This is a genomic window from Rhodococcus sp. B50 (genome assembly GCF_013602415.1).
Lineage (GTDB): Bacteria > Actinomycetota > Actinomycetes > Mycobacteriales > Mycobacteriaceae > Rhodococcus.
Map to the genome: position 1 here is coordinate 3,137,930 of NZ_WPAG02000002.1, position 21,222 is coordinate 3,159,151.

Sequence of the window (21,222 nt, forward strand, 5' to 3'; positions counted from 1 at the left end):
CAGGAGACCACATGCATCCCGAGCTGTCCGACACGTCACGGCGGCTGCGTACCGAACTGCGGGAGTATTTCGCCCGCATCATCGACGACGACGATCGACGTGCCCTGGTCGACCAGACCGAGGGCGGACCGGTCTTCGACAAGATCTACCGGCAGATGGGCTCCGACGGCTGGCTCGGCCTGGGATGGCCCGAGGAGTACGGCGGACGCGGCGAGGACCCCGAGGCACTCTACGTCTTCTACGACGAGACGATCCGCGCCGGCGCGCCGGTCTCGCTGGTCACGCTCAACACCGTCGCCCCGGCGCTGATGAAGTACGGCACGCAGGAGCAGAAGGACTTCTTCCTTCCCAAGATCCTCACGGGTGAACTGAAGTTCGCGATCGGGTACACCGAGCCCGGTGCCGGCACCGACCTTGCCGCACTACAGACCAAGGCGCGCGTCGACGGGGACGAACTGGTCATCAACGGCAACAAGCTGTTCACGTCTTCCGCCATCTTTGCCGATTGGATCTGGCTCGCCGTCCGTACCGATCCGGATGCTCCGCGCCACAAGGGGATCTCGGTCGTGCTCGTACCGACCTCCTCGCCGGGCTTCTCCGCCACCGAGATCAAGACCGTCGGTGGCATCAGCACCGCCGTGACGTACTACGAGGACATCCGCGTCCCGCTGAGCAACGTCGTCGGCGAACTCAACGGCGGCTGGACTCTGATCACGAGCCAGCTCAACCACGAGCGTGTCGCGCTGGCCGCCCGCGGGGGCATCGCCAACGAGATGTACGACGAGGTCCTCGCCTGGGCGAAGCAGGAACCATTCGGTCCCGGCGTGCTGTTCGACGTCCCGTGGGTACGTTCGACTCTCGCCGAGGTCTACGCGCTGCTGTCGGCAGCCGACCTCGTGAACCTGCGCCTGGTGTCGGACATCGCGGCCAACACACTCGACGGTGGCGACTCCGCCGCTGCGAAGGTGTTCGGAACCGAAGGCGTGGTCGCGGCGTACGGAATGTTGCAGGAGGTGCTCGGTGCCCGTGGTCTGCTGCGTCCCGGCAGCCCCGGAGCGGTGATCGAGGGCCGCGTCGAAGCACTCGGTCGACGCGCGCAGAACAACACCTTCGGCGGCGGAAGCAACGAGGTGATGCGCGAGATCGTGGCGGCCAGGACCCTCGGGATGACACTCGGCGCCCGACGACGTCCCGATACAACGGCCACGAAGACACCCGCCGAGACGAGGAGCTGACATGGAATTCGAACTCGATGACGACCTGATCGCGGTCGAGGATCTCGCCTCACAGGTCTTCGGCTCGCTCGCCACGGTCGAGCGGGTCGTCGAGGTGGAGCGCACCGAGGGCGGTTTCGACACCACCCTGTGGAAGGCACTCGCCGACTCCGGCCTGCTCGGACTCGCCCTGCCCGAGTCCGCCGGTGGTGCCGGCATGGGGATGCTCGGACTGACGACGATCCTGCAACAGCAGGGCCGCCGCGTCGCGCCCGTCCCCGTGTGGTCGACCGTCGCCGGTGCCGCTCTCCCGATCGCCCACTTCGGGTCGAGCACCCAGACAGCCCGGTTCCTGCCGGGCCTCCTCGATGGTTCCGTCGTCCTGACCGGCGCGTTCGACGACACCCCCGGCACGAGCCCGACCGTCACCGCCATCCGCAAAGGCGACGACCTCGTCGTCAGCGGTGAAATCCCATCCGTCCCGTGGGCTCCCGCCGTTGCGGGAGTCGTCGTCCCCGTCCGGTGCGACGACGACTCGGTTGCCGTCGTGATCGCACCGGTGGATGCGACCGGTGTCGAGACCACCCCGGTGGACGTGACCGGTCGGGGTGCCGAGGCGGCCGTGCGGTTCGCCGACGTGCACATCGGCGCCGAGGACGTCCTGATCGGTGACGGTGAGGAGATCGCCGCCTGGACCCGTCGTCGCATCCGCGTCGCTCTGGCCGCCGTCCAGCTGGGGGTGTGCGAGGAGACGCTGCGGGCTACGGCGAAGTACACCTCCGAGCGCGTGCAGTTCGGTCGTCCCCTGTCGACCAACCAGGCCGTCGCCCTGCGCGCAGCCGACGCCTACCTCGATACCGAAGCGATCCGACTCACCATGCGCAAGGCAGCGTGGTTGCTCGACGTCGGACGGGAGGACGAGGCCGACTCCGCGGCCCTGGTCGCGAAGTGGTGGGCGTCCCGCGGCGGTGTGCGTGTCGGCCTGACCGGTCAGCATCTGCACGGCGGCATCGGGGCCGATATCGACTACCCGATCCACCGTTACTTCCTGTGGGGACGGCAGTTGGCGTTCACCTTCGGAGGCGCGGACGCCACAGCAGCCGCTCTGGGTGACGTCCTGGACACCGCACCCCCGATCGGTGCGGCCGGATAACGAGCCGACTGTGCGACGCGAGTCCCCCTCCCCACGACCGTGGAGGGGGACTCGCGCGTTTCCGGCCCCTACTCCGACAGGTGCACGAGGAGCAGATCGCAGCTGCTCCGCACATCCGCCTCGGTCTCCTCGAGGGTCGCTGCCCCGTTGAGGTACGCCACCAGCAGCCCGGACCACATCATCGACAACAACCGCACGGCGTTCCGATCCTGTTCGGTCGGGTCGTCGAGGCCGGCCTTCTCGAACAGGATCCGATGGAACGTCCGCCTCACCTCTTCGGAGTCCGGCACCACCGCCGCCGGGGCGGTGCTGTTGGACAGCAGCATCGCCGAGGCCAGGCGAGGCCGGTCGACGAACCGCCTGGTCATCTCGACGAGCACCTCGGTAATCGCCTCGCGCGCGTTCACACCCGGCTTCCGCTCGGGGAGCCGGTCGGCGCCGAGCTCGAGTCTGTGGAGCAGCAACGCCACGAACAGATGCGTCTTCGACGGGAAATACCGGTACAGGGTGCCGATCGCGACCCCAGCGTTCTTCGCCACCTCGGCCATCTGGACACGGGACAGCTCGTGCTCGGACCCCAGTTCCGCCGCGGCCTCGAGGATCCGCACCTGCCGTCGCCGCTGCTCGGCCGAGGTCGGCTCCGCTCCGTCCCGTGCATTACCGATTCTGGGCACCGGTTCCCCTTTCCCTGATGACGGCCCGTCGATTCTGCACCGAACCACCGGGCAGATTGTCGCATCGCGGATTCTTCGCGGTCCCGAACGGTGGGATCCGAAGCTCGAAACGGCGTGCAGACACGGCGCTGCGGCCGGAAGTCCACTCAGCGAGAAGTTGCTCTGGCGTGTCGCGCGTCACCCATACGCTCGATTCCGAAGGACGTCGCCGCAGGCAGCGACCAGAACGAATCGGAGTGAGCCACATGCAGACCCGGATACCGACCCACGCAGCCGAGTTCGGCGTCGACCTGCCCACTCCGGACGAGATGCGTCGCGCCATGGGTCGTTTCGCGAGCGGAGTCACCGTCGTGACCGGTCTCGACGAGGACGGACCCACCGGCTTCGCGTGCCAGTCGTTCGCGTCGGTCTCACTCGAACCACCCCTGGTGTTGTTCTGCGCAGACCATCGCGGACGTGCGTGGCCGCGAATTCGCAACACCGGCCGGTTCACCGTCAACGTACTCGGTGCCGACCAGAGTGATCTGTGCGCGCGCTTCGGGTCGAGCCGCGGCCTGAAGTTCGACGGTCTCGACTGGGAACTCTCCCGCTGGGGCACTCCGTCGCTGCCGGATGTTCTCCTGCGGGTGCACGCGACGGTGGAGGACGTACACGTCGCGGGTGATCACGACGTCGTCATCGGGCGCGTCACCGAGCTCGAGTGCCTCGACGACGACAGCCCGATGGTGTTCTACCGCGGGGCGTTCGGGATCGAGCGGCGGTAAGGGCCCGGGGCCGGGCTTCGCAGACGACGACCTCCCACTCGCCGTCCTCCAGCGCCGAAGCCGACTCCTCCGCGGTGAACAGAAAGGAACGGTCACCGTGACGGAACCCTGTCGCCATATCGTCCGGATGGTGCCCCGCGACCAACAAGGTACCGCCGGGCGATCTCGACTCGGCTCGGTACGGAACCTCATAGGGCACCGTGCGCCGGTAACAGCCGCATCCGTCGTGCGCAGCTGCACGACAGTGGCGGGTTCGGTCTCTCGCGTGCGTGTGCGTATTTCGGGACCCTCGATGGATAATCACCGCTGTTCCCTCCAGTGTCCGGATAGGGCCGTCCGCCCCTATGGCAGAATCGTGGGAGCTGTGGAGGGGAGTATCCCCGAGTCCGCGGCGGTCTCGTCAATACGTTCGGCACCGATGCCGTTCCGGGGCCGCCGGTCCGGGAACGCTCCGGACGGGAGAGACCTCCGGCAGGTACACACCTACCGGAAGACGGGGCATTCCCATGCAAGTTTCCTTGACGACCTGGTTGATCACCATCGCCGTCATCGCGGCGCTGTTCGTGTTCGACTTCTATGCGCACGTGCGTAAACCTCACGCGCCGACCCTGAGAGAGTCGGGATTCTGGTCGGCGGTGTTCATTGCGATCGCACTCGTGTTCGGTGTGTTCGTGTTCCTGAACTGGGGATCGACCTACGGCGGTGAGTATTTTGCAGGTTATGTCACCGAGAAGGCACTGTCGGTGGACAACCTGTTCGTGTTCGTCATTCTCATGGCGACATTTGCAGTACCGCGTGAGTATCAGCAGAAGGTCCTCACCATCGGCATCGTTCTGGCGTTGGTCATGCGCGGGATCTTCATCGCCGTCGGCGCTGCCGCGATCAACGCCTACAGCTGGGTCTTCTATCTGTTCGGGATCTTCTTGATCTACACCGCCGTCAAGCTGATCCGCGATCACGGCAACGAGACCGAGAGCGTCTCCGAGAACAAGATGGTCGTCCTCGCCCGCAAATTCCTGCCGGTGCACGACGAGTACGACGGCGACAAGCTGGTCACCAGGATCGACGGCAAGAAGATGGTCACCCCGATGCTGCTCGCGCTTCTCGCGATCGGTTTCACCGACATCCTGTTCGCACTCGATTCGATCCCGGCGATCTACGGACTGACCGAAGAGCCGTATCTCGTGTTCACCGCCAACGCATTCGCCTTGATGGGCCTGCGCCAGTTGTTCTTCCTGATCGGCGGCCTGCTCGAACGCCTGGTCTACTTGTCCTACGGACTGTCGGTGATCCTTGCATTCATCGGCGTCAAGCTGGTGCTGCACGCGCTGCACGAGAACACCCTGGGCTGGATCAACGGTGGCGAGCACGTGGCGGTTCCGGAGATCTCCACCGGATTGTCACTGACCGTCATCGTCGGAGTTCTCGTCATCACGACCGTCGCGAGCCTGCTGAAAACGAAGCAGGCGAAGGACACTGTCGACAGCTGAGAACACGTCGGCGGCTCCCCGATGGCGCCGCCGGTCGCGGCAACGACGACCTCACTGTTCGGCCGCTATCGAATATGTGTCCTCAGGTGGCGCAACGCCATTCGAGGCGGCCGGTGGCCGGTTCCCGGAAAAGGGAACCGGCCACCGGTGTTCGAGGTGTCGGTCAGGCCGCGGTGTCGGCGGTGGGCATGAGTCGGGTGAGCACGTCGTTGAGGGTGATCAACCCGACCACTCGTCCCCCGTCGGTCACCGTCGCCAGGTGGTTACGACTCTCACGCATGGTGCGCAGCGCCTCGTACACCGGGACCTGAGCCTCCAGGGTCAGCGCCGGCCTCATGAGCCGCGCCGCGGTCGCTCCCGGCTCGGCCGCAAGAGCATCGCGCACATGCACCACCCCGTCGACGTGGCCGTTGCCGCGCACGAGCAGTCGAAGATGCCCGGTGCGGCGGGCGGTGTCGCGGATCAGTGCCGTATCCGCTTCGGGTGGGACACTGCTCGGATGGGCGTTGGGACGGACGATGTCACCGACCGTCAACGCCTCGAGTTCGAGCGCGCTGGTCAGGTGCCCGTGGTAACGCTCGTCGAGGGTGCCGACGGTAGCCGAGTGCTCGACCAGGTGTCGTAGAGCATCGGGATCCTGACCTGCCGCGACTTGGTCGACCGGGTCCACACCGACCTTGCGCAGGCACCAGTTGGCCATGTGGTTGAGCTGGACGATCAACGGTCGAGCGAACCACATGAATGCCCGCATCGGGATCGCCAGCATGGTCGCCGACTTCTCCGGGTGCGCGATCGCCCACGACTTCGGTGCCATCTCCCCCACCACCAGGTGCAGGAAGGTGACGATGATCAGCGCGAGGACGAACCCGACCACATCGGCCAGCCACAGCGGAGCTCCCCAGCTCTCGAAGGCCGGAGTCAGCCAATGGTGCACCGCGGGTTTGGTCACAGCACCCAAGGCCAGGGTGCATACGGTGATGCCGAGCTGGGAGCCGGCGAGCAACACCGACAGTTCGGAGGCGCTACGCAGCGCGGCACGGGCCGCACGGCTGTTCGGAGCGGCGTCCTCGAGACGATGGCGGCGGGCAGCGATCAGCGCGAACTCGACTGCGACGAAGAACGCGCTCGCCGCGATCAGGCCGACAGTGACCGCCAACACGATCCACGGGTTATCCATCGGTGTTCTCCGCTTCGTGAGTGCCCGCCGTGGAGGTCGAGGTACTCACCCGCACCAGGGACGGCACGTGCTTGTCCACCTCGAGCACCTCGGCATGCAGAGCCCGCCCACGCGGTGCATTCTCGTGCACCAGATCGGCAGGGTCCGGGACGAGTTCGATCGTGACGGTCTGTCCCATCTCGGGCAGCCCCCCGTATTCGGCGATGACCAGGCCGGCGAGGGTTTCGAAATCGCCCTGGGGTAGTTCGTGGTCGAGGGTGCGGGCGACCTCGTCCAGGTGCACGTCGCCGCGGATACGCCAGCCGTCACCATCGGGCACGATGACCTGCGCTTCGAAAGCCGGGTCGTGTTCATCGGCGATCTCGCCGACCAGTTCTTCCGCCATGTCCTCGATGGTGACCACACCGGCGAAACCACCGTACTCATCGATGACCAGGGCCATTTCCTCTTTCTCCTCGGACAGACGGGTCAGCACGTCCGGCAAGGGCAGCGTGGTCGGAACGATCACCGCCGGACGCAGAGCCTGCTCCACGGATCCGGCATCGGACTCACGGTCGAGCAGATCGTGCAGGTGCACCACCCCACGCAGATCGTCGGCGCTGTCGCCGACGACCGGATAGCGGGTATGCCCGGTGCTCATCTTCGCCAGCACCTGGGTGAGCGGTTCGTCGGCGCGGACGTAGTCCACCCGAGCCCGCGGAATCATCGCGTGTTCGGCGGTGCGGGTAGGGAAGTCGAGTATCCGATCGAGCAGCGTCGACAACTCCCGCGGCAACTCACCGGTATCGCGGGACTCGGCCACTATGTGCTCGAGATCGCGCGGCGTCGCCGAATGCTCCACATCGTGCACCGGTTCGATACGCAACATCCGCAGTAACAGGTTCGACGAAGCGTCGAACAGGGTGATCAGCCACCCGAACACTTTCAGGTAGATCGTCGTGGAGAATGCCAACCACCGGGCCACCGGCTCGGGACGGGCGATCGCAAGGTTCTTCGGGAACAGTTCGCCGAAGACCATCTGCACCACGGTGGAGAACGCCACCGCGAGCACCGTGCCGATCGCGATTCCGACCGCCGTGGGAATCCCGACGCCGCCGAGCAACTCCCCGAGACCACTGCCGATCAGCGGTTCGGCGACGTAGCCGACGAGCAATCCGGTCACGGTGATACCCAACTGGGCACCGGACAGCATGAAGGAGGTGCGGCGAGTGACCGACAGGGCGCGGGCGGCGGCGTTGTCACCGGCCTCGGCGCGGGCTTTGAGCCGAGAACGATCCACGGCCATATAGGCGAATTCCTGCGCGACGAAGTAACCGGTCAGCGCGGTAATGCCCAGGACGACGAGAATTCCGAGCACGATACCGGCGGCGGTCAGCACGGTCGGCTCCGATGTGCGGTGACGGGAAAATCGTCACACAGGGGCTGGGAGGGTCTTCGAGGTTTGCGCTTGGCGCGTCTCATGGCTCTCTCTGCGGTAGGAAACAACTACCCGATCCAGTGTATGGGCATTCTCTTACTCCATCCTGTCGATGTCGCCGGTACCGCAAACTCCCTCGTGGGTGTCACGGCGAGTCCGGTCGTGGCCGGTTACTGTGGTCGTCACTGGTGGCGTGGCCGTGCTGCTGCATCGGAGGATTCGTGATGGCCGGTAGGTTGCGGGTGCCGCTGCGACGCTCGGACACACTCACCGACCGCCCCGACTTCGCTCTGGTCGGGGTCCTGCGGGTACCGGAGGAGCAGACCAGCCCGGGCCGCGCGATCGTCCGCCGGATCGGTTACGCCTTGGCCGCGCTGACGGTGGCGGTGATCGTGGTGTATCTGGGTCGGGACGGTTACCGCGATGCACAGGACACTCCGCTCTCGCTGCTCGATTGCATCTACTACGCCACGGTGTCGCTGTCGACCACCGGTTACGGCGACATCACCCCGCTGACACCCCAGGCCCGGCTGATCAACATCCTGGTCATCACGCCGTTGCGGGTGTTCTTCCTCATCGTGCTGGTCGGTACCACCCTGTCGGCGTTGACCGAAAGTTCTCGACAGGCGTTCAAGATCCAGCGGTGGCGCCGCCGCACCCGCAGTCACACCGTGGTCGTCGGTTACGGCACCAAGGGCCGCAGCGCCGTCGATGCGCTGCTGGCCGACGGACTCGCTCCGTCGGAGATCGTGGTGGTCGATACCGATCCGGTGAGTCTGGACATCGCATCGCGTCAGGGTCTGGTGACCGTGCAGGGCTCGGCCACCAAGTCGGACGTGCTGCAACTGGCCGGGGCCCGGCACGCCGGCTCGATCATCGTGGCCGTCAACCGGGACGACACCGCGGTACTGGTCACCCTCACCGCCCGGCAGCTCGCGCCACAGGCACGCATCGCCGCCGCGGTCCGAGAGGCGGAGAACACCCACGTGTTGCGTCAGTCCGGCGCCGATACGGTGGTGGTCTCCGCCGAGACGGCGGGCCGGTTGCTGGGGTTGGCCCCCGCCACCCCGACTGTGGTGGAGATGATCGAGGACCTGTTGACCCCGGAGGACGGCTTCGCCGTCTCCGAACGCGATGTCGAACCGCACGAGGTCGGTCTGCCGCCGCGGGAGCTGTCTCAGATCGTGCTCGGCGTGGTTCGCGGGGGACAGCTGATCCGCGTAGATTCACCCGAGCTCGGCGTTGTCGCCGCCGCCGACAGGCTGCTGTATCTGCGTCTGGTGTCGAATTGACACCGCATGGACCAGGATCCCACAGCACACGCGACGAACACTTCGAGGACGATGCACCGCGCAGTGATGGGGCGGGATCCTGAACTCCTACCGTCCGACCACCACGATCCGAACAGCGGAGGCACGATGACCGACGACGATATGACCGGAGCTCCGTACCGCAACGGTGTCGGCAGCACCTCCCTGATAGCCGGTATTGCCGCTGCAGTGTTCGCTTTCGTGCCCTTCATCGGTGACTTCATCACCATCCCTGCCGGGGTGATCGCCGTGGTGTGCGGATGGATCGGGTTGAACCGCGTCGACAAGGGAGTCGCGTCCAACCCGCGCGATGCCGTCATCGGCGCAGGCCTCGGGGTCGCGGCACTATTCGTGGTGTTCATCGTCTATGCCGCGACCTACAGCACCCCTTAGTACATCGCCGACTCGAGAATCTGTTCCCGAGGATGCCTGCGTGTCCTTCGACGCCGGCATGGCAGAGTAAACCGCGTATCACTTCCGAAACTCGACCCGAAGGACAATCGTGGCATTCTGGGACCAGCTCAAGGCCAAGACCACCGAGCTGAGCGCGCAACTCAAGACGAAAAGTGATCAGTTCCGCAACAAGGAGTTCGCCAATGCCAGCATGGCAATGTGTGCACTGATCGCAGCGGCCGACGGAACCATCGATCCCAGCGAGCGTCAGAAGACCGCTGCACTCATCATGAGCAACGACACCCTCGCGGTGTTCCCGTCGAGCGAGCTGCGGGAGAAGTTCGACTGGTACTGCAGCAAACTCGAATCCGATTTCGACTTCGGCAAGGTCGAGGCCACCGCGACGATCGCCAAACTGAAGGCCAAACAGGATCAAGCACGCGCGGTGATCCAGATCGGCATCATCATCGGGGGCGCCGACGGATTCTTCGACGACGACGAAAAGGCCGTGGTGCGCAGCGCCGCCCATGCCGTCGGCATCGACCCTGCCGAGTTCGATCTCTGACCGACGTAACCCTACGGTTCGGTATCTCGCAGGATGGTTCCAGCGCGAGCGATCCCGACGTGCAGGGGAGCCTGCTGTACCACGTCACTGCGAAGCGGCACGTATCCCCGCACGTCGGCCGAAGAAGCTGCCGTCTCCCAGTGAGATACCGCTGCAGTAACCCCACGCCGCCAGACCCGATGTGCACCGGCCCGCCGCGTACAGGTCGGGGATCGGATCTCCGTCCACGTGAAGGACTTCCGAGTCGACCGAGGTCTGCAGTCCGCCCAGGGTGAAACCGCCGGTCATGTTCCGCAGGTCGATCGCCGCGATCGGCGAGCCGATCGGTCGCACCCATTCGGATTTCTTCCCGAGTACCGGGTCCGTCCTCGACTCGGCGTGCCGATTGTAGAGCTCCACCGTCGCGGTCAGGGCTCCCTCGGGCAGTCCCATCTCGGATTCGAGTTCGGCGACCGTCTCGCACACCCAGGTCGGCTGGTGACGCAACTGCGGGCTCGAACTCGGCGCCGCCATTCCTTCCTCGTAGGCCTGCTCGTCGAGGACGAGGAACGCCTGATTGTCGTTCTGGTACATGGTGAGCTGCCCGACGCGGCCGGGATAGGTGTCCTCGGTGACATAGCGCTGTCCGCGAGCGTTGACGAGGATGCCGCGCGCGATCAACTGGGGGTCGCAGAAGAACGCGACCTCGCACGCGTCCATGTGTGCCAGACGCGCACCCAGCGCCTGCGCCATGAGGATGCCGCGACCGTCGTGTTCCTCGACCGTGGCCGCGGGGCGCTTGTACAGCCGCGGCGCGTATGCCTGCATCATCTCGTCGTTGTAGGCGAACGAGCCGGTGGCGAGCACGACGCCACCGCGCGCACGGACTGCGAGCGTCTCGCCGAACCTCGTGGCGACGATACCCACCACTCGTCCGGTCTCGTCGACGACGAGTCGCTGTACCCGAACGTCGGATTCGACGCGCACGCCGAGGTCGGCAGCCTTCGCGATCAAGGTGGTCATGAGCACGTAACCGGCTGCCTGCTCACCGTTACGCGGCATGGGTACCCGGGCGAGGTGTCCGCGCGGAGCCGGCTCGACGAGTGCGGTGAACGGCGCGGCGTTCTCTCCGCCGCTGTACATCAGGGAGTCGCCCACCGGGCACTCCCATCCTGGCTGCGACCAGAAGCTCTCCTTGTAGGCACGCCGCACGCTTCGAGCCAGTCGAAGTGGCCGACGCTACCCTCGCAGTAGGCGTCGAGCTTGTCCTCGTCGACACCCGGACCGAGGGCCGCGGCGAGGAACGACTTCATGTTCTTGGGAGTGTCGTCGAATCCACAGGCCTTCTGAAGTCGTGTCCCGCCACCGAGATAGACGATGCCACCCGACAACGCCGCCGCTCCCCCACCGCCGCCGGTACGTTCGAGCACCACCACGTCCGCACCACTCTCGGCCGCACCGATCGCGGCGGAGACACCGGCGATGCCGAAGCCGGCAACCACGACGTCTGCTTCGAGATCCCAGCGTCCGATATCCCCGACGGACACCGGGCGGACCGGAGAATTGCTCATGGCGACAGTTCCTTCCGACGACGGAGTGCGGCACGCACGATTCCGCACGAGGGGTCGAGTGATCCCCTCGGGACCGTAGAGGTCGTCCCATATCGGCGGCGAGAAATTCCCGGTGGTCGAGAAACAGGAGGAAACGATCGAGCTCCGGGGGGATCCTCGCTCACCGATCGACTGTCACGACCCGGAGCATTTCTTCCCAGTGCTGCAACGGCAACAGATGCCCTTCTCTCTCGCGGAGGACCAACTCGGCGTTCGGCAACTCCGCTGCAAGCCATGTGCCGTTGGCCGGCGGCGCCATCATGTCTCGGCTGCCGTACCAGAGGTGGACGGGGGATGAGACATCGTGGATGTCGAAGCCCCACGGTCCGACGAACGCGACGTTGTCCCAGGCGATGGCCATGGGTCCTTGCCGGAGCGCTTCCCGGAAGGAGACGTGGAGTGCCTGCCGCAGCGCAGGTTCGGCGACCACATCGGGGTCGCTTTCTCCCCAGAGCCAGTCGATCCACGGTGCCGTTTCGTCGTCCTTCATCGACATCATGGCGTCGAGAAGCTGCCGGTTACCCGCAAGAAACTGATCCGCTGCCTTCGCCGGATCGTCGGGAAGAAAGGACAGGGCAAGGAGATCGTTCTCGGTCAGCGCTTCTCGCGCCTCAGGAACATGCTGCGCGGGAGCCGGCCCGCCCGATATCCCGACTCGGGTCACGCGCTCGCCCAGCACGGCTGCTGCGGCCAACGCGAACGGCCCGCCACCCGACCACCCGAATGCGGCGAAGTTCCCCACCTCGAGGCTGTCGAGAACCGCTTCGACGTCCCGTGCCACCAGCCCGAGATCGGTCGCGCAGGCCGCGGACCGCCCGTAACCCGGTCGGTCGAAACTGATGACGCGAACCCCCGTCCCGAGGGCGATCTCGTCCCCGAAACCCACTTCGAGCCGCGAGCCCGGGGTGCCGTGGAAATACACGAGAGGAAAGCCGTGTTCATCTCCCGCGTCCCGGACCATGACCGATCTGTTCCCCGCGACGGAGACTTCGAATTGATCCATACGGGAAGGCTATGCCGCGTCCGGCGGATCGGCAGGCTGCCGCGTGTCGCTCGCTATACAAGGTTGTCTTCGACCGGCAACCCGAACGCATCTCTTCCGTAGAGCGCATAGGCACGTTCGGGTTCGTTCGCGACGTGGACGCTTCCGGCATGCGCGTCGCGCCACGCGCGTTCGACGACGCCGCCGAGGAACAACGACGTACCGCCGGCAGTCTTGAACAACAGGTCGATCGCCTCGACCGCCCGCTCGGTGGCGCGTACCTGATCGCGCCGGGTGCGCAGGCGCAACTGCATCGGGATCTCTTTCCCCGCCTGCGCCAACTCCCACAGTTCGCGGATGTTGCGGTCGAGTTGCAGCGTCGCGGCATCGATATCCGACGCGGCACGCCCCACCGCGACCTGCGCGAACGGATCATCCACGAACCGTCCCCCGCCCAGGCTCAACCGTACTCGTTCGCGCATCGCCGACAGGTACTCCTCGTAACAGCCCGCGACGACTCCGACGACGGGGACGGCCACGCTCGTGGTGAACAGCGCGGCGAACGGAAGCCGGTACAGCGGGCCGGTGTTCACCTTCCGCCCCGGACCCCGGAATTGCGACGTCTCGTAATTGCTCTTGACACGATGGTCGGGCACGAAGACGTCGTCGACCACGATCTCGTCGCTGCTCGTCCCCCGCATACCCACGACGTTCCAGACGTCGCGGATCGTGTAGTCACCGCGCGGCACGAGCACCGTGACGAAATCGACCGGCCTGCCCTCGGATCCGACCACCACCGCGCCGAGCAGCGCCCACGAGGCGAACCTGCATCCGGAGGAGAACATCCACGTGCCCGACAACCGGTAACCGCCGTCGACGGGGATCAGACGACCGACCGGGGCATACGCCGACGACACGAGTGTCGAGTCGTCCTCACCCCAGACGTCGCGCTGCGCCCGGTCGTCGAACAGAGCCAGATGCCAAGGATGGACGCCGACGACGGACGCGATCCACCCCGTCGATCCGCAGGCCCCCGAGATCGTCCGCACGACCTCGAAGAACCGTGCCGGTTCGGCCTCGAACCCGCCGTGCCGGCGTGGCTGCAGCATGCGGAACACACCGGCGGCGACGAGTTCGCGAACCGTCTCGTCGGGGACGCGGCCGAGTCTATCGGTATCGACTGCGCGAGCGGCGATTCCGGGAATCAGGCCACGGATCGAATCCAGGACGTCGTCGGCGACCATCGGACGTCGAGGGTCAGCCTGCCGGAGGTGAGAACGCCGCGAGAGGTTCGGAGCCCGACCAGTCGTGGCCCCAGTAGCTGTCCGCGGTGATTTCCTCTGCGGTGTAGAAGGTTTCGTCGACGAGCATGCCTTCGGTACCGAATTCGATGTCCCACCCACCGGGAGCGCGGACGTAGAAGGAGACCATCTTGTCGTTGGTGTGCCTGCCCAGGGTCGACGAGATCGAGAAACCGAGCTTGTCGACCCGGTCCAGGGCTTGGCCGACCGCGTCGAGCGTCTCGACCTCGAGCATCAGGTGCACGAGACCCGGGTCGCTTCCGGGCGGCGCCGGGCACAGCGCGAGGCTGTGATGGCGACGGTTGACGCCGAGGAAGCGCACGCGCCGGACCGGCGGAGGCGCCGACAGGCCACCGAGGCGTGTCGCTCCGCGCGGCAGGAAACCGAGGACCTCGGTGTAGAACTCGTACGATTCGGCGAATGCCGCGGTGGGAAGGACGACGTGCCCCAGCCCTTCCTCGCCGGTGTGGAAGGTGCCGCCGAACGGCGTCACGATCGGACTGTGGTCGAGCACCGGACCGAAGAACACCTCGGTGCGGGTGCCACCCGGATCGTCGAATGCGATGACCTGCTCGGCATCGCGATAAGTCGACTCCTCCTCGGACAGGACCTCCACGGCGATGCCGGCCTTCTCGACCGCTTCGCGCACGCGACGCAGCGCGAACTCGTCACGCACCTCCCAGCCCACGGCGAGTGCCTTGTCGACTTCGCCGGGCAGCACGATCAGCCGTGCCCGTCGCTCGTCGATGCGCAGGTACAGACCGTCGGTTTCGGGCCCGGTGCCGACCGCCATACCGAGTCCGTCGACGACGAGTTCCCGCCACCGGGTGATGTCTGTGGTCTGGATCCTGAGATAACCCAGGCCCCGGATGTCCGTCATATCCGAATATTCCTTCGCCGTAATGGATGTGATGTCAGATCATCGACCGCATCATGCCCTGCGGCTCTTCGCCCAGTTGGCAGAGCGTCGAAGCATGGAAGATCGATCCGGGGACGTGGATGGCGTGGCTCAGGCCCGCATGGGCGTCGCGCCAGAAGCGTTGCAGCGGATTGGTCATCTGCAGTGCGCCACCGCCGGCACGGGCGAAGATCTCGTCGACGGCTGACACCGCGCGCCAGGCAGCAGCGGTCTGCGTGCGCCGACCGATCGCGCGCTGCTCGAAGGTGACTTCCACGCCCTTCTCGGTGAGATCCCAGAATCGATCGACGGTCTCGAGGATCGCGGCGCGGGACGCGGCGATCTCCGCGGCAGCGTTCCCGAGGGCCGACAAGACGTAGGGGTCCTGCTTGATCGCCGTGCCGGACACCGTGACCCGCTCGCGCTGCGACTCGATGTAGCAGTTCAATGCGCCCTCGGCGATGCCGATGAGCGACGAGGTGATACCGAGCGGGAAGATGCACGAGAAAGGAAACTTGTAGAGCGTCTCGTCGCGTCCCGCGTCCTTCCACGCCACGCCACCCATGACGCGCTCGGCACGCAGGGTGCGGTATTCGGGGAGGAAGGCGTTCTCGACGATGAGATCCTTCGATCCGGTGCCGCGCAAGCCGACCACGTTCCAGCTCTCGTGATCGATGCGGTAGTCCGACCGCGGCAGCAGAACGTGCAGACTCTGCGGGGGGCTCAGTCGATTGCCGTCCTTGTCGCCGACAGCGGCGCCGATCATCACCCAGTCGCAGTGATCCGTACCCGAGGAGAACGACCAGCGGCCATTGAGGATGTACCCGCCGTCGACGGGGGTTGCGACACCCATCGGTGCGTACGGCGAGGCGATCCAGGTGTCGGGATTCTCGCCCCACACCTCCTGCTGGGCCTTCGGATCGAAGAAGGCCATCTCCCAGGGGTGGACACCGACGATGCCGCTGACCCAGCCGGTCGCACCGTCCATCGCTCCAATGGCCATGGCGGTTTCCGCGAACTCGCGCGGGTGTGCTTCCAGACCTCCGAATTCCTTCGGCTGAAGAAGCCGGATGACGCCGGCATCACGAAGCCGCTTGGCACTGCGGTCGGTCAGACGCATGAGCGTGTCGCCCTCGGCGCCGTCTGCGCGGATCTCGTCAGCGAACTCCGAAACGGAGTCGAGCACCTGTCCCATGATCTCTCCAGCTCTGTAAAGGGTGACGCCCCCGATACGGCATGGCGAGCGTCCGTTCCGTCTGCGCTCACGGTCTCAGGAGTACGGCCCTCGCATCGTCGGCTTTCCACTGAGCGGGAACCGTCTGGACGGGTGCCGGGACGGCGGACGGCGTCCCGGCACCCGGTCGTCTAGGCGTCCTGCCGGTTCAGGAATGCGAGGACGGCCGACAGCCACGCGTCGCGGGCTTCGATCATGGTCCAGTGCCCGCAGTTGGGGAACACGTGCAGTTCACCCCGGCGCAGTTCGCGCATGGGGAGCATCGCCATGTCGACGGGGCTGACCCGGTCGTCACGTCCCCAGGTGAGCAGGGTCGGTGCGGTGATCTTGTGGAGCTGCGCCCAGTAGGGGGTGGCGTCGGAGGCGGCAGCTGCCTTCGCGGATGCGGCGAATGCCGCAGTGCTGTACATACGCCGGGCGATCTCGAGGGTCTTCGGCTCGGTGGCGAGCGCCCACCTCTCCTCGATGAGTTCCTCGGTCACGATCGCCGGGTCGTAGACCATCGAGCGCAGCCAGCGGACGAGCTTCTCGCGGGTCGGGTCGTCCGTGAACTCCATGAGCAACCGGATGCCTTCACCGGGTGCGGGCGCGAACACCGAGCGTCCCGCCCCTCCGATGCTGACGAGCTTCTTCACACGCTCGGGCTGCGCGATCGCGAACTGCGTCCCGACGATCCCCCCCATCGAGTTGCCGATGATCGAGACGCGGTCGAGGCCGAGTCCGTCGAGGAAGTCGGTCACCGCGACCGACGCCATGGCCATCGGGTGTCCTTCGCACGGGTCGCTCACGCCGAAGCCGGGGAACTCCAGGACGAGGCACCGATAGTGCTCCGCGAGGTCGGCGAGCACACCGCGGTAGTTCCGCCAGCCGGTGACGCCCGGCCCGGAGCCGTGGAGCAGCAGGAGTGGTTCTCCCTGACCGGCTTCGTGGTAGCGGAGCGTGCCGCGGTCGGTCGCGAGTTCTCTCGCCGTGTTCTCGAAACTCAATTCCGTCGTCATGACGCCGAGGTTCCCAGTGATACACCTCACGTCGCTCGGACGCTCCCGATCACCGGGATGTTTCCTCCGCCGAGAGCCGCGGCGTGATGCCCTCGATTCAGGACGTCAGATCCAGCCGTTCGACTGCGTGGCGAGCATCCGCTCCATGACCTGCGGCGACCACGATGCCTCGGACGTTCGCGCGGCCCGGTTGCGCCGAGGGGCGTCGAGTTCGGGATAGAGGGTGCGCGAGATCGTGCGGACCGCATCGGCGACCAGGGGTGCGATGCGTTCGAGGTGGCCGGGGCGGGTGGGGCCGCACAGTGAGATCGCGGCGACCGGCGACGCGGGGCTGCGGATCGCGGCGCCGACGCAGGACATGCCGGCCGTGGCCTCGCCCGTCTCGAAGGCGAGGCCGTGACGGCGGCGGATGCGGTTGAGTTCGAGGTGCAGAGTGGACAGGTCGGTGATGGTCCGCTCGGTGCGAGGCGGCAGTGCCGGTCCGCCGTAGAGGGCATCGACCTGTTCCGGTTCGAGACCGGCGAGCAGCGCCTTGCCTCCGGCGGTCGCGTAGGCGGGTGAGCGTCCACCGACACGCGACGGCAGCGCCGCGGCGAGTTGACCGCCGATCTTGTCGAGGTAGACGCAGTCGCCTCCGTCGAGTACGGACAGGTGCGCGACCATGCCTGTGGTCATGTGCAGTTCGTGAAGGTGCGGCGCCGCCGCCTCCCGGATACGGATGTGCCCGTTGTCGCCGTCGCCCATGGCCTTGGCGCGACGTCCGAGGCAGTAGCCGAACGACGCGTGGTCGATCCAATCGAGCCGCACCATCTGGTCGAGGATGCGATGGACGGTCGACCGCGGAAGCTGTGTACGACAGGCGACCTCCTCGAGGGTGAGTCGCGAGGAGAGATCATCGAAAGCGTCGAGGATCAGGGTCATACGTTCGACCATCGAAGCGGGCAGTTCGCGCTTCGGCGCTCGGGATACCTGCTCATGTTGCGACGGGGACATCGCCACCCTTTCTCCGAAGAACCGATCACCCACCGGCGAAAACTGAAATTCATTCTTGTGGGTACCGCTCAGAGTACTAGGGCAGTGACCTATTGCACAATTCTCTGCGAACACGCTCGGTACCGGACGGCGTATCTCACTGAGCAGGAGACGCCTGCCCCCTCCGCCCGACCCTGGGTACAACTCGGATGCGGATCGAATCCGCCCGCACCCGTCACCCGCCCGAGCCGAAAGAGTCGAGACCACGATGCCGGATACCGAGTCCCCCCTCTTCCGCCCCCTGACGGTGCGCTCCCTCGAGCTCCGGAACCGCATCGTGATGTCGCCGATGACCCGGTCCCATTCGCCCGGCGGCGTCCCCGGCCCCGACGTCGTCGAGTACTACCGGCGCCGTGCAGCCGGCGGCACGGCACTGATCATCACCGAGGGTGTTGCCATCGATCACCCGACAGCAGTCGACAATCCGCGCGTACCCCACATGTACGGCGCTGCCGCCCTCGAAGGCTGGAGCCGTGTCGTCGATGCGATCCATGCCGAGGGTGGACGCATCGTCCCTCAGCTCTGGCACGTCGGCCCCCTGTGGGGTGCGATGACCGCCGACGTCGATCCCGCACTCACCCCCATGCGCCCGTCCGGGATCTGGGGAGAGCCGGGTGTGACCTCCTACGGCGAGGATTACGTCACGCGAGCATCCGCACCCACCCGGGCGATGACGACCGAGGACATCGAGCAGGTGATCTCGGCATACGCGCACGCCGCCGCCGACGCTGCGGAGGTCGGTTTCGACGGCATCGCACTGCACGGAGGGCACGGCTACCTGCTCGACGCATTCCTGTGGGAAGGCACCAACCTCCGCGACGACGAGTGGGGCGGCGATATCGAGCGCCGTACGCGCTTCCCTGCGGCGGTCGTGGCAGCCATCCGCTCCCGGATCGGCACCGAACTACCGATCTTCTACCGGTTCTCGCAGCACAAGCAGCAGAACTACGAAGCGCGGATCGCCCACACCCCGGACGAACTGAAGGCCGTCCTCACCCCCTTGAAGGAAGCCGGCGTCGACGTGTTCGACGCGAGCATCCGCCGCTTCGACATCCCGGCCTTCGAGGGAAGCGATCTGACGCTCGCCGGATGGGCGAAGAAGGTCACCGGCGCCCTGTCGATGGCGGTGGGCAGCGTCGGTATCGCGACGTCGTTGCGCGAGAGCCGCATGCAGGGAAGCGCGCCCGTGCGCAACAACGTTCCCGAACTCGAGCGACGTCTCGGCGAGGACGAGTTCGACCTCATCGCCATCGGACGCCTGCACCTCGCAGACCCGTCCCTCGCGACGATCCTTCGTGAAGGCGCCGAGTTGCCCGAGTTCGATCGCACGGTACACGAGGCCGCATTGATCTGATCTGCGCGTCGGACGTGGTCTCGCTCAGCGAGAGTGCGCGGCGAGACGACTCTCACCTGCCCTAGAAAGTGATCCGAACCACTCCCTTTTCTGGGGTCAGGAACTGCGGCCCGTGATCGGGCCGCCGAGAGTCTGGAATGTGCCGTGACGTCCTACGCGAACGAACTCTCCCCATCGGAATCCGCAATCCCGAAGGGGCGTGGCCGATTCGACCGGAAGAAGCCGGTATGGGTGATCGTATCGGTCCTGATCGCCGTCGAGATCATCAGCGCGTTCGAAACATCGATGATGTTCGCTGCGATCCCGACCCTGATCACCGAATTCGACAGCAACGCATCGACGGTCGGATGGGCGGTGACGGCGTTCCTCCTCGTCTCCGCCGCCTCCGCTGCCGTCTGCGGCCGGCTCGGCGATATGTACGGCCGCGAACGGATCCTCATGGTCCTTCTCGCCGTCGCGGCGCTGGGATCGATCGTCAGTGCCGTCGGTGACAGCCTCACCAGCATCATCATCGGTCGCGCGATCCAAGGTGTGGCCGGCGCGATCCTGCCGCTGTGTATCGGCTTGGCACGCGAGCACCTTCCCGCAGATCGTGTTCCTGTTGCAGTCGCGCTGATCTCCGGTTCGGCCGTGGCCGCGGGGTCCGCGTCGCTGCTCGTCGCCGGCCTGCTGATCGACAACGCCAGCTGGCACATGATCTTCGTCGTGGCCGCCGTGTACGCGATCTTCGCCCTGCTGCTGGTGTGGTTCGTCCTGCCCTGGAGCCGGCCGACCGGCACCTCCCAGAAGATCGACTATCTCGGAGCCGTCGCCTTCGCGGGTGCGGTCGCCGCGATTCTGCTCGGCGTCAACAAGTCCCAGGCGTGGGGCTGGTCCGATGCACGCACCCTCGGCCTGATCCTCGGTGGCACCGTCGCGTTGGTCCTGTTCGTGCGCTGGGAACTGCGGATCCCCTCCCCCATCATCAACGTGCGCCTGTTCACCGATCGCAAGTTCTCCCTCACGATGCTGGCCACCGTGGCGATCGCGGCAGGACCGCTGGGTGTGATCACCATGATCATCCCGATCATCATGCAGACACCGTCGACCGGCGACTTCGGCCTCGGTCTCAGCGCGACACACGCGGGCTGGCTGTCGTTCATCGGCTCCCTGTTCGGATTCGTGTGCACACCGCTGAGCGGACGGATCTCCGCCGCAGTGGGTTCACGAGTGTCGATGTTGCTCGGCACAGGTCTGTTCATCGTCGGCACCGTCGTCATGCTCACCGCGCACCACTCGGTGATCGCGATGACCGCGATGGTCGTGGTGGTCTCGGTCGCCACCGCCTTCGCCTACACGGCGATCCCGAACCTGATCGTCGAATCCGTACCCGAGCACAACACGAGCGAGACGACCGGCACGAACGCCGTGCTGCGCACCGCCGGTCAGGGTGTCGGTACTTCGATCGCGACCATGCTGCTCGCCTTCGCGGCAACCCCACTTGCCGGAATCAACATGGTCGGCGTCATGCTCATCGTCCTGTCCGTGGTGACCATCGGGATCACGCTGCTGATCCCGCGTGCGCCCCGCGCGGCCTGATCCGGAAAGCGCGTCTCCTCCCGGTGTCCCGATTACCGGGAGGAGACGCGCTTTCGGTCGGGTGGCGTTCTACCGTGGTCCGATCGAGAAGTTGTTGTA

18 protein-coding genes and 1 pseudogene are annotated in these 21,222 nt (G+C 66.1%); 9 read left to right on the forward strand and 10 right to left on the reverse strand.

All coding sequences use genetic code 11. The annotated features are described in order from the left end of the window. Positions 1-11 precede the first annotated feature (11 nt). Both GON09_RS14825 and GON09_RS14830 read left to right on the forward strand, forming a co-directional pair. The gene (locus GON09_RS14825) at positions 12-1,235 is read left to right on the forward strand and encodes an acyl-CoA dehydrogenase family protein (RefSeq protein WP_213932450.1); all 1,224 of its coding nucleotides are present in this window, start codon (positions 12-14) and stop codon (positions 1,233-1,235) included. Between the two features lies 1 nt (position 1,236). Next, positions 1,237-2,367, forward strand: coding sequence for an acyl-CoA dehydrogenase family protein (locus GON09_RS14830; protein WP_213932451.1), 1,131 nt, complete (start codon positions 1,237-1,239; stop codon positions 2,365-2,367). A 68-nt stretch (positions 2,368-2,435) separates the two neighbouring features. On the opposite strand, the gene GON09_RS14835 is transcribed toward GON09_RS14830, so the two are convergent. Next, the gene (locus tag GON09_RS14835; protein ID WP_307854383.1) at positions 2,436-3,041 is read right to left on the reverse strand and encodes a TetR family transcriptional regulator; all 606 of its coding nucleotides are present in this window, start codon (positions 3,039-3,041) and stop codon (positions 2,436-2,438) included. A gap of 245 nt (positions 3,042-3,286) precedes the next feature. Between GON09_RS14835 and GON09_RS14840 the strand changes: the two genes are divergently transcribed. Both GON09_RS14840 and GON09_RS14845 read left to right on the forward strand, forming a co-directional pair. Beyond that, complete coding sequence (locus tag GON09_RS14840; RefSeq protein ID WP_213934454.1) at positions 3,287-3,805, forward strand: flavin reductase family protein; 519 nt, start codon at positions 3,287-3,289, stop codon at positions 3,803-3,805. Positions 3,806-4,311: 506 nt separating this feature from the next. Next, complete coding sequence (locus GON09_RS14845) at positions 4,312-5,295, forward strand: TerC family protein (RefSeq protein WP_213932452.1); 984 nt, start codon at positions 4,312-4,314, stop codon at positions 5,293-5,295. A 163-nt stretch (positions 5,296-5,458) separates the two neighbouring features. Here GON09_RS14845 and GON09_RS14850 read toward each other — a convergent pair whose 3' ends face one another. Both GON09_RS14850 and GON09_RS14855 read right to left on the reverse strand, forming a co-directional pair. Further along, positions 5,459-6,472: a hemolysin family protein gene (locus GON09_RS14850; protein WP_213932453.1), complete on the reverse strand. Its 1,014-nt coding sequence runs from the start codon at positions 6,470-6,472 to the stop codon at positions 5,459-5,461. Further along, a complete protein-coding gene (locus GON09_RS14855; RefSeq protein ID WP_213932454.1) occupies positions 6,465-7,850 on the reverse strand; it encodes a hemolysin family protein in 1,386 nt (461 codons plus the stop codon). Before GON09_RS14855 ends, GON09_RS14850 begins: the two co-directional genes overlap by 8 nt. Before the next feature lie 263 nt (positions 7,851-8,113). Between GON09_RS14855 and GON09_RS14860 the strand changes: the two genes are divergently transcribed. From GON09_RS14860 to GON09_RS14870, 3 genes are all read left to right on the forward strand, one after another. Next, entirely contained in the window at positions 8,114-9,181 is a 1,068-nt protein-coding gene (locus GON09_RS14860; protein ID WP_213932455.1) for a potassium channel family protein, read from the forward strand. Positions 9,182-9,307: 126 nt separating this feature from the next. Beyond that, positions 9,308-9,592: a hypothetical protein gene (locus GON09_RS14865; RefSeq protein WP_213932456.1), complete on the forward strand. Its 285-nt coding sequence runs from the start codon at positions 9,308-9,310 to the stop codon at positions 9,590-9,592. Between the two features lie 109 nt (positions 9,593-9,701). Further along, on the forward strand, positions 9,702-10,157 hold the full coding sequence (locus GON09_RS14870) for a tellurite resistance TerB family protein (RefSeq protein ID WP_213932457.1): 456 nt from the start codon (positions 9,702-9,704) through the stop codon (positions 10,155-10,157). Positions 10,158-10,241: 84 nt separating this feature from the next. On the opposite strand, the pseudogene GON09_RS14875 reads toward GON09_RS14870, so the two are convergent. From GON09_RS14875 to GON09_RS14905, 7 genes and pseudogenes are all read right to left on the reverse strand, one after another. Then, positions 10,242-11,707, reverse strand: a pseudogene (locus GON09_RS14875) (FAD-dependent oxidoreductase). Between the two features lie 160 nt (positions 11,708-11,867). Further along, complete coding sequence (locus tag GON09_RS14880) at positions 11,868-12,749, reverse strand: alpha/beta fold hydrolase (protein ID WP_213932458.1); 882 nt, start codon at positions 12,747-12,749, stop codon at positions 11,868-11,870. A gap of 53 nt (positions 12,750-12,802) precedes the next feature. Then, on the reverse strand, positions 12,803-13,972 hold the full coding sequence (hsaA, locus tag GON09_RS14885; protein WP_213932459.1) for a 3-hydroxy-9,10-secoandrosta-1,3,5(10)-triene-9,17-dione monooxygenase oxygenase subunit: 1,170 nt from the start codon (positions 13,970-13,972) through the stop codon (positions 12,803-12,805). A 13-nt stretch (positions 13,973-13,985) separates the two neighbouring features. After that, positions 13,986-14,909, reverse strand: a complete 924-nt coding sequence (gene bphC / locus GON09_RS14890; protein ID WP_213932460.1) for a biphenyl-2,3-diol 1,2-dioxygenase — start codon at positions 14,907-14,909, stop codon at positions 13,986-13,988. A gap of 34 nt (positions 14,910-14,943) precedes the next feature. After that, positions 14,944-16,122: an acyl-CoA dehydrogenase family protein gene (locus GON09_RS14895; protein WP_213932461.1), complete on the reverse strand. Its 1,179-nt coding sequence runs from the start codon at positions 16,120-16,122 to the stop codon at positions 14,944-14,946. A gap of 170 nt (positions 16,123-16,292) precedes the next feature. Beyond that, positions 16,293-17,159: an alpha/beta fold hydrolase gene (locus GON09_RS14900; protein ID WP_213932462.1), complete on the reverse strand. Its 867-nt coding sequence runs from the start codon at positions 17,157-17,159 to the stop codon at positions 16,293-16,295. Positions 17,160-17,264: 105 nt separating this feature from the next. Continuing rightward, the gene (locus tag GON09_RS14905; protein WP_213932463.1) at positions 17,265-18,152 is read right to left on the reverse strand and encodes an IclR family transcriptional regulator; all 888 of its coding nucleotides are present in this window, start codon (positions 18,150-18,152) and stop codon (positions 17,265-17,267) included. A 247-nt stretch (positions 18,153-18,399) separates the two neighbouring features. Between GON09_RS14905 and GON09_RS14910 the strand changes: the two genes are divergently transcribed. Together GON09_RS14910 and GON09_RS14915 are read left to right on the forward strand one after the other, a co-directional pair. Continuing rightward, a complete protein-coding gene (locus tag GON09_RS14910; RefSeq protein WP_213932464.1) occupies positions 18,400-19,545 on the forward strand; it encodes an oxidoreductase in 1,146 nt (381 codons plus the stop codon). A gap of 231 nt (positions 19,546-19,776) precedes the next feature. Then, positions 19,777-21,123: an MFS transporter gene (locus tag GON09_RS14915; protein WP_213934455.1), complete on the forward strand. Its 1,347-nt coding sequence runs from the start codon at positions 19,777-19,779 to the stop codon at positions 21,121-21,123. The last annotated feature ends 99 nt before the right edge of the window (positions 21,124-21,222 follow it).

Bases quoted from the DNA above. Each gene is read 5' to 3' on its own strand.
- GON09_RS14825 (WP_213932450.1), top strand. From the start codon at position 12: ATGCATCCCGAGCTGTCCGACACGTCACGGCGGCTGCGTACCGAACTG.
- GON09_RS14830 (WP_213932451.1), top strand. From the start codon at position 1,237: ATGGAATTCGAACTCGATGACGACCTGATCGCGGTCGAGGATCTCGCC.
- GON09_RS14840 (WP_213934454.1), top strand. From the start codon at position 3,287: ATGCAGACCCGGATACCGACCCACGCAGCCGAGTTCGGCGTCGACCTG.
- GON09_RS14845 (WP_213932452.1), top strand. From the start codon at position 4,312: ATGCAAGTTTCCTTGACGACCTGGTTGATCACCATCGCCGTCATCGCG.
- GON09_RS14850 (WP_213932453.1), bottom strand. From the start codon at position 6,472: ATGGATAACCCGTGGATCGTGTTGGCGGTCACTGTCGGCCTGATCGCG.
- GON09_RS14860 (WP_213932455.1), top strand. From the start codon at position 8,114: ATGGCCGGTAGGTTGCGGGTGCCGCTGCGACGCTCGGACACACTCACC.
- GON09_RS14865 (WP_213932456.1), top strand. From the start codon at position 9,308: ATGACCGACGACGATATGACCGGAGCTCCGTACCGCAACGGTGTCGGC.
- GON09_RS14880 (WP_213932458.1), bottom strand. From the start codon at position 12,749: ATGGATCAATTCGAAGTCTCCGTCGCGGGGAACAGATCGGTCATGGTC.
- hsaA (WP_213932459.1), bottom strand. From the start codon at position 13,972: ATGGTCGCCGACGACGTCCTGGATTCGATCCGTGGCCTGATTCCCGGA.
- bphC (WP_213932460.1), bottom strand. From the start codon at position 14,909: ATGACGGACATCCGGGGCCTGGGTTATCTCAGGATCCAGACCACAGAC.
- GON09_RS14895 (WP_213932461.1), bottom strand. From the start codon at position 16,122: ATGGGACAGGTGCTCGACTCCGTTTCGGAGTTCGCTGACGAGATCCGC.
- GON09_RS14900 (WP_213932462.1), bottom strand. From the start codon at position 17,159: ATGACGACGGAATTGAGTTTCGAGAACACGGCGAGAGAACTCGCGACC.
- GON09_RS14905 (WP_213932463.1), bottom strand. From the start codon at position 18,152: ATGTCCCCGTCGCAACATGAGCAGGTATCCCGAGCGCCGAAGCGCGAA.
- GON09_RS14910 (WP_213932464.1), top strand. From the start codon at position 18,400: ATGCCGGATACCGAGTCCCCCCTCTTCCGCCCCCTGACGGTGCGCTCC.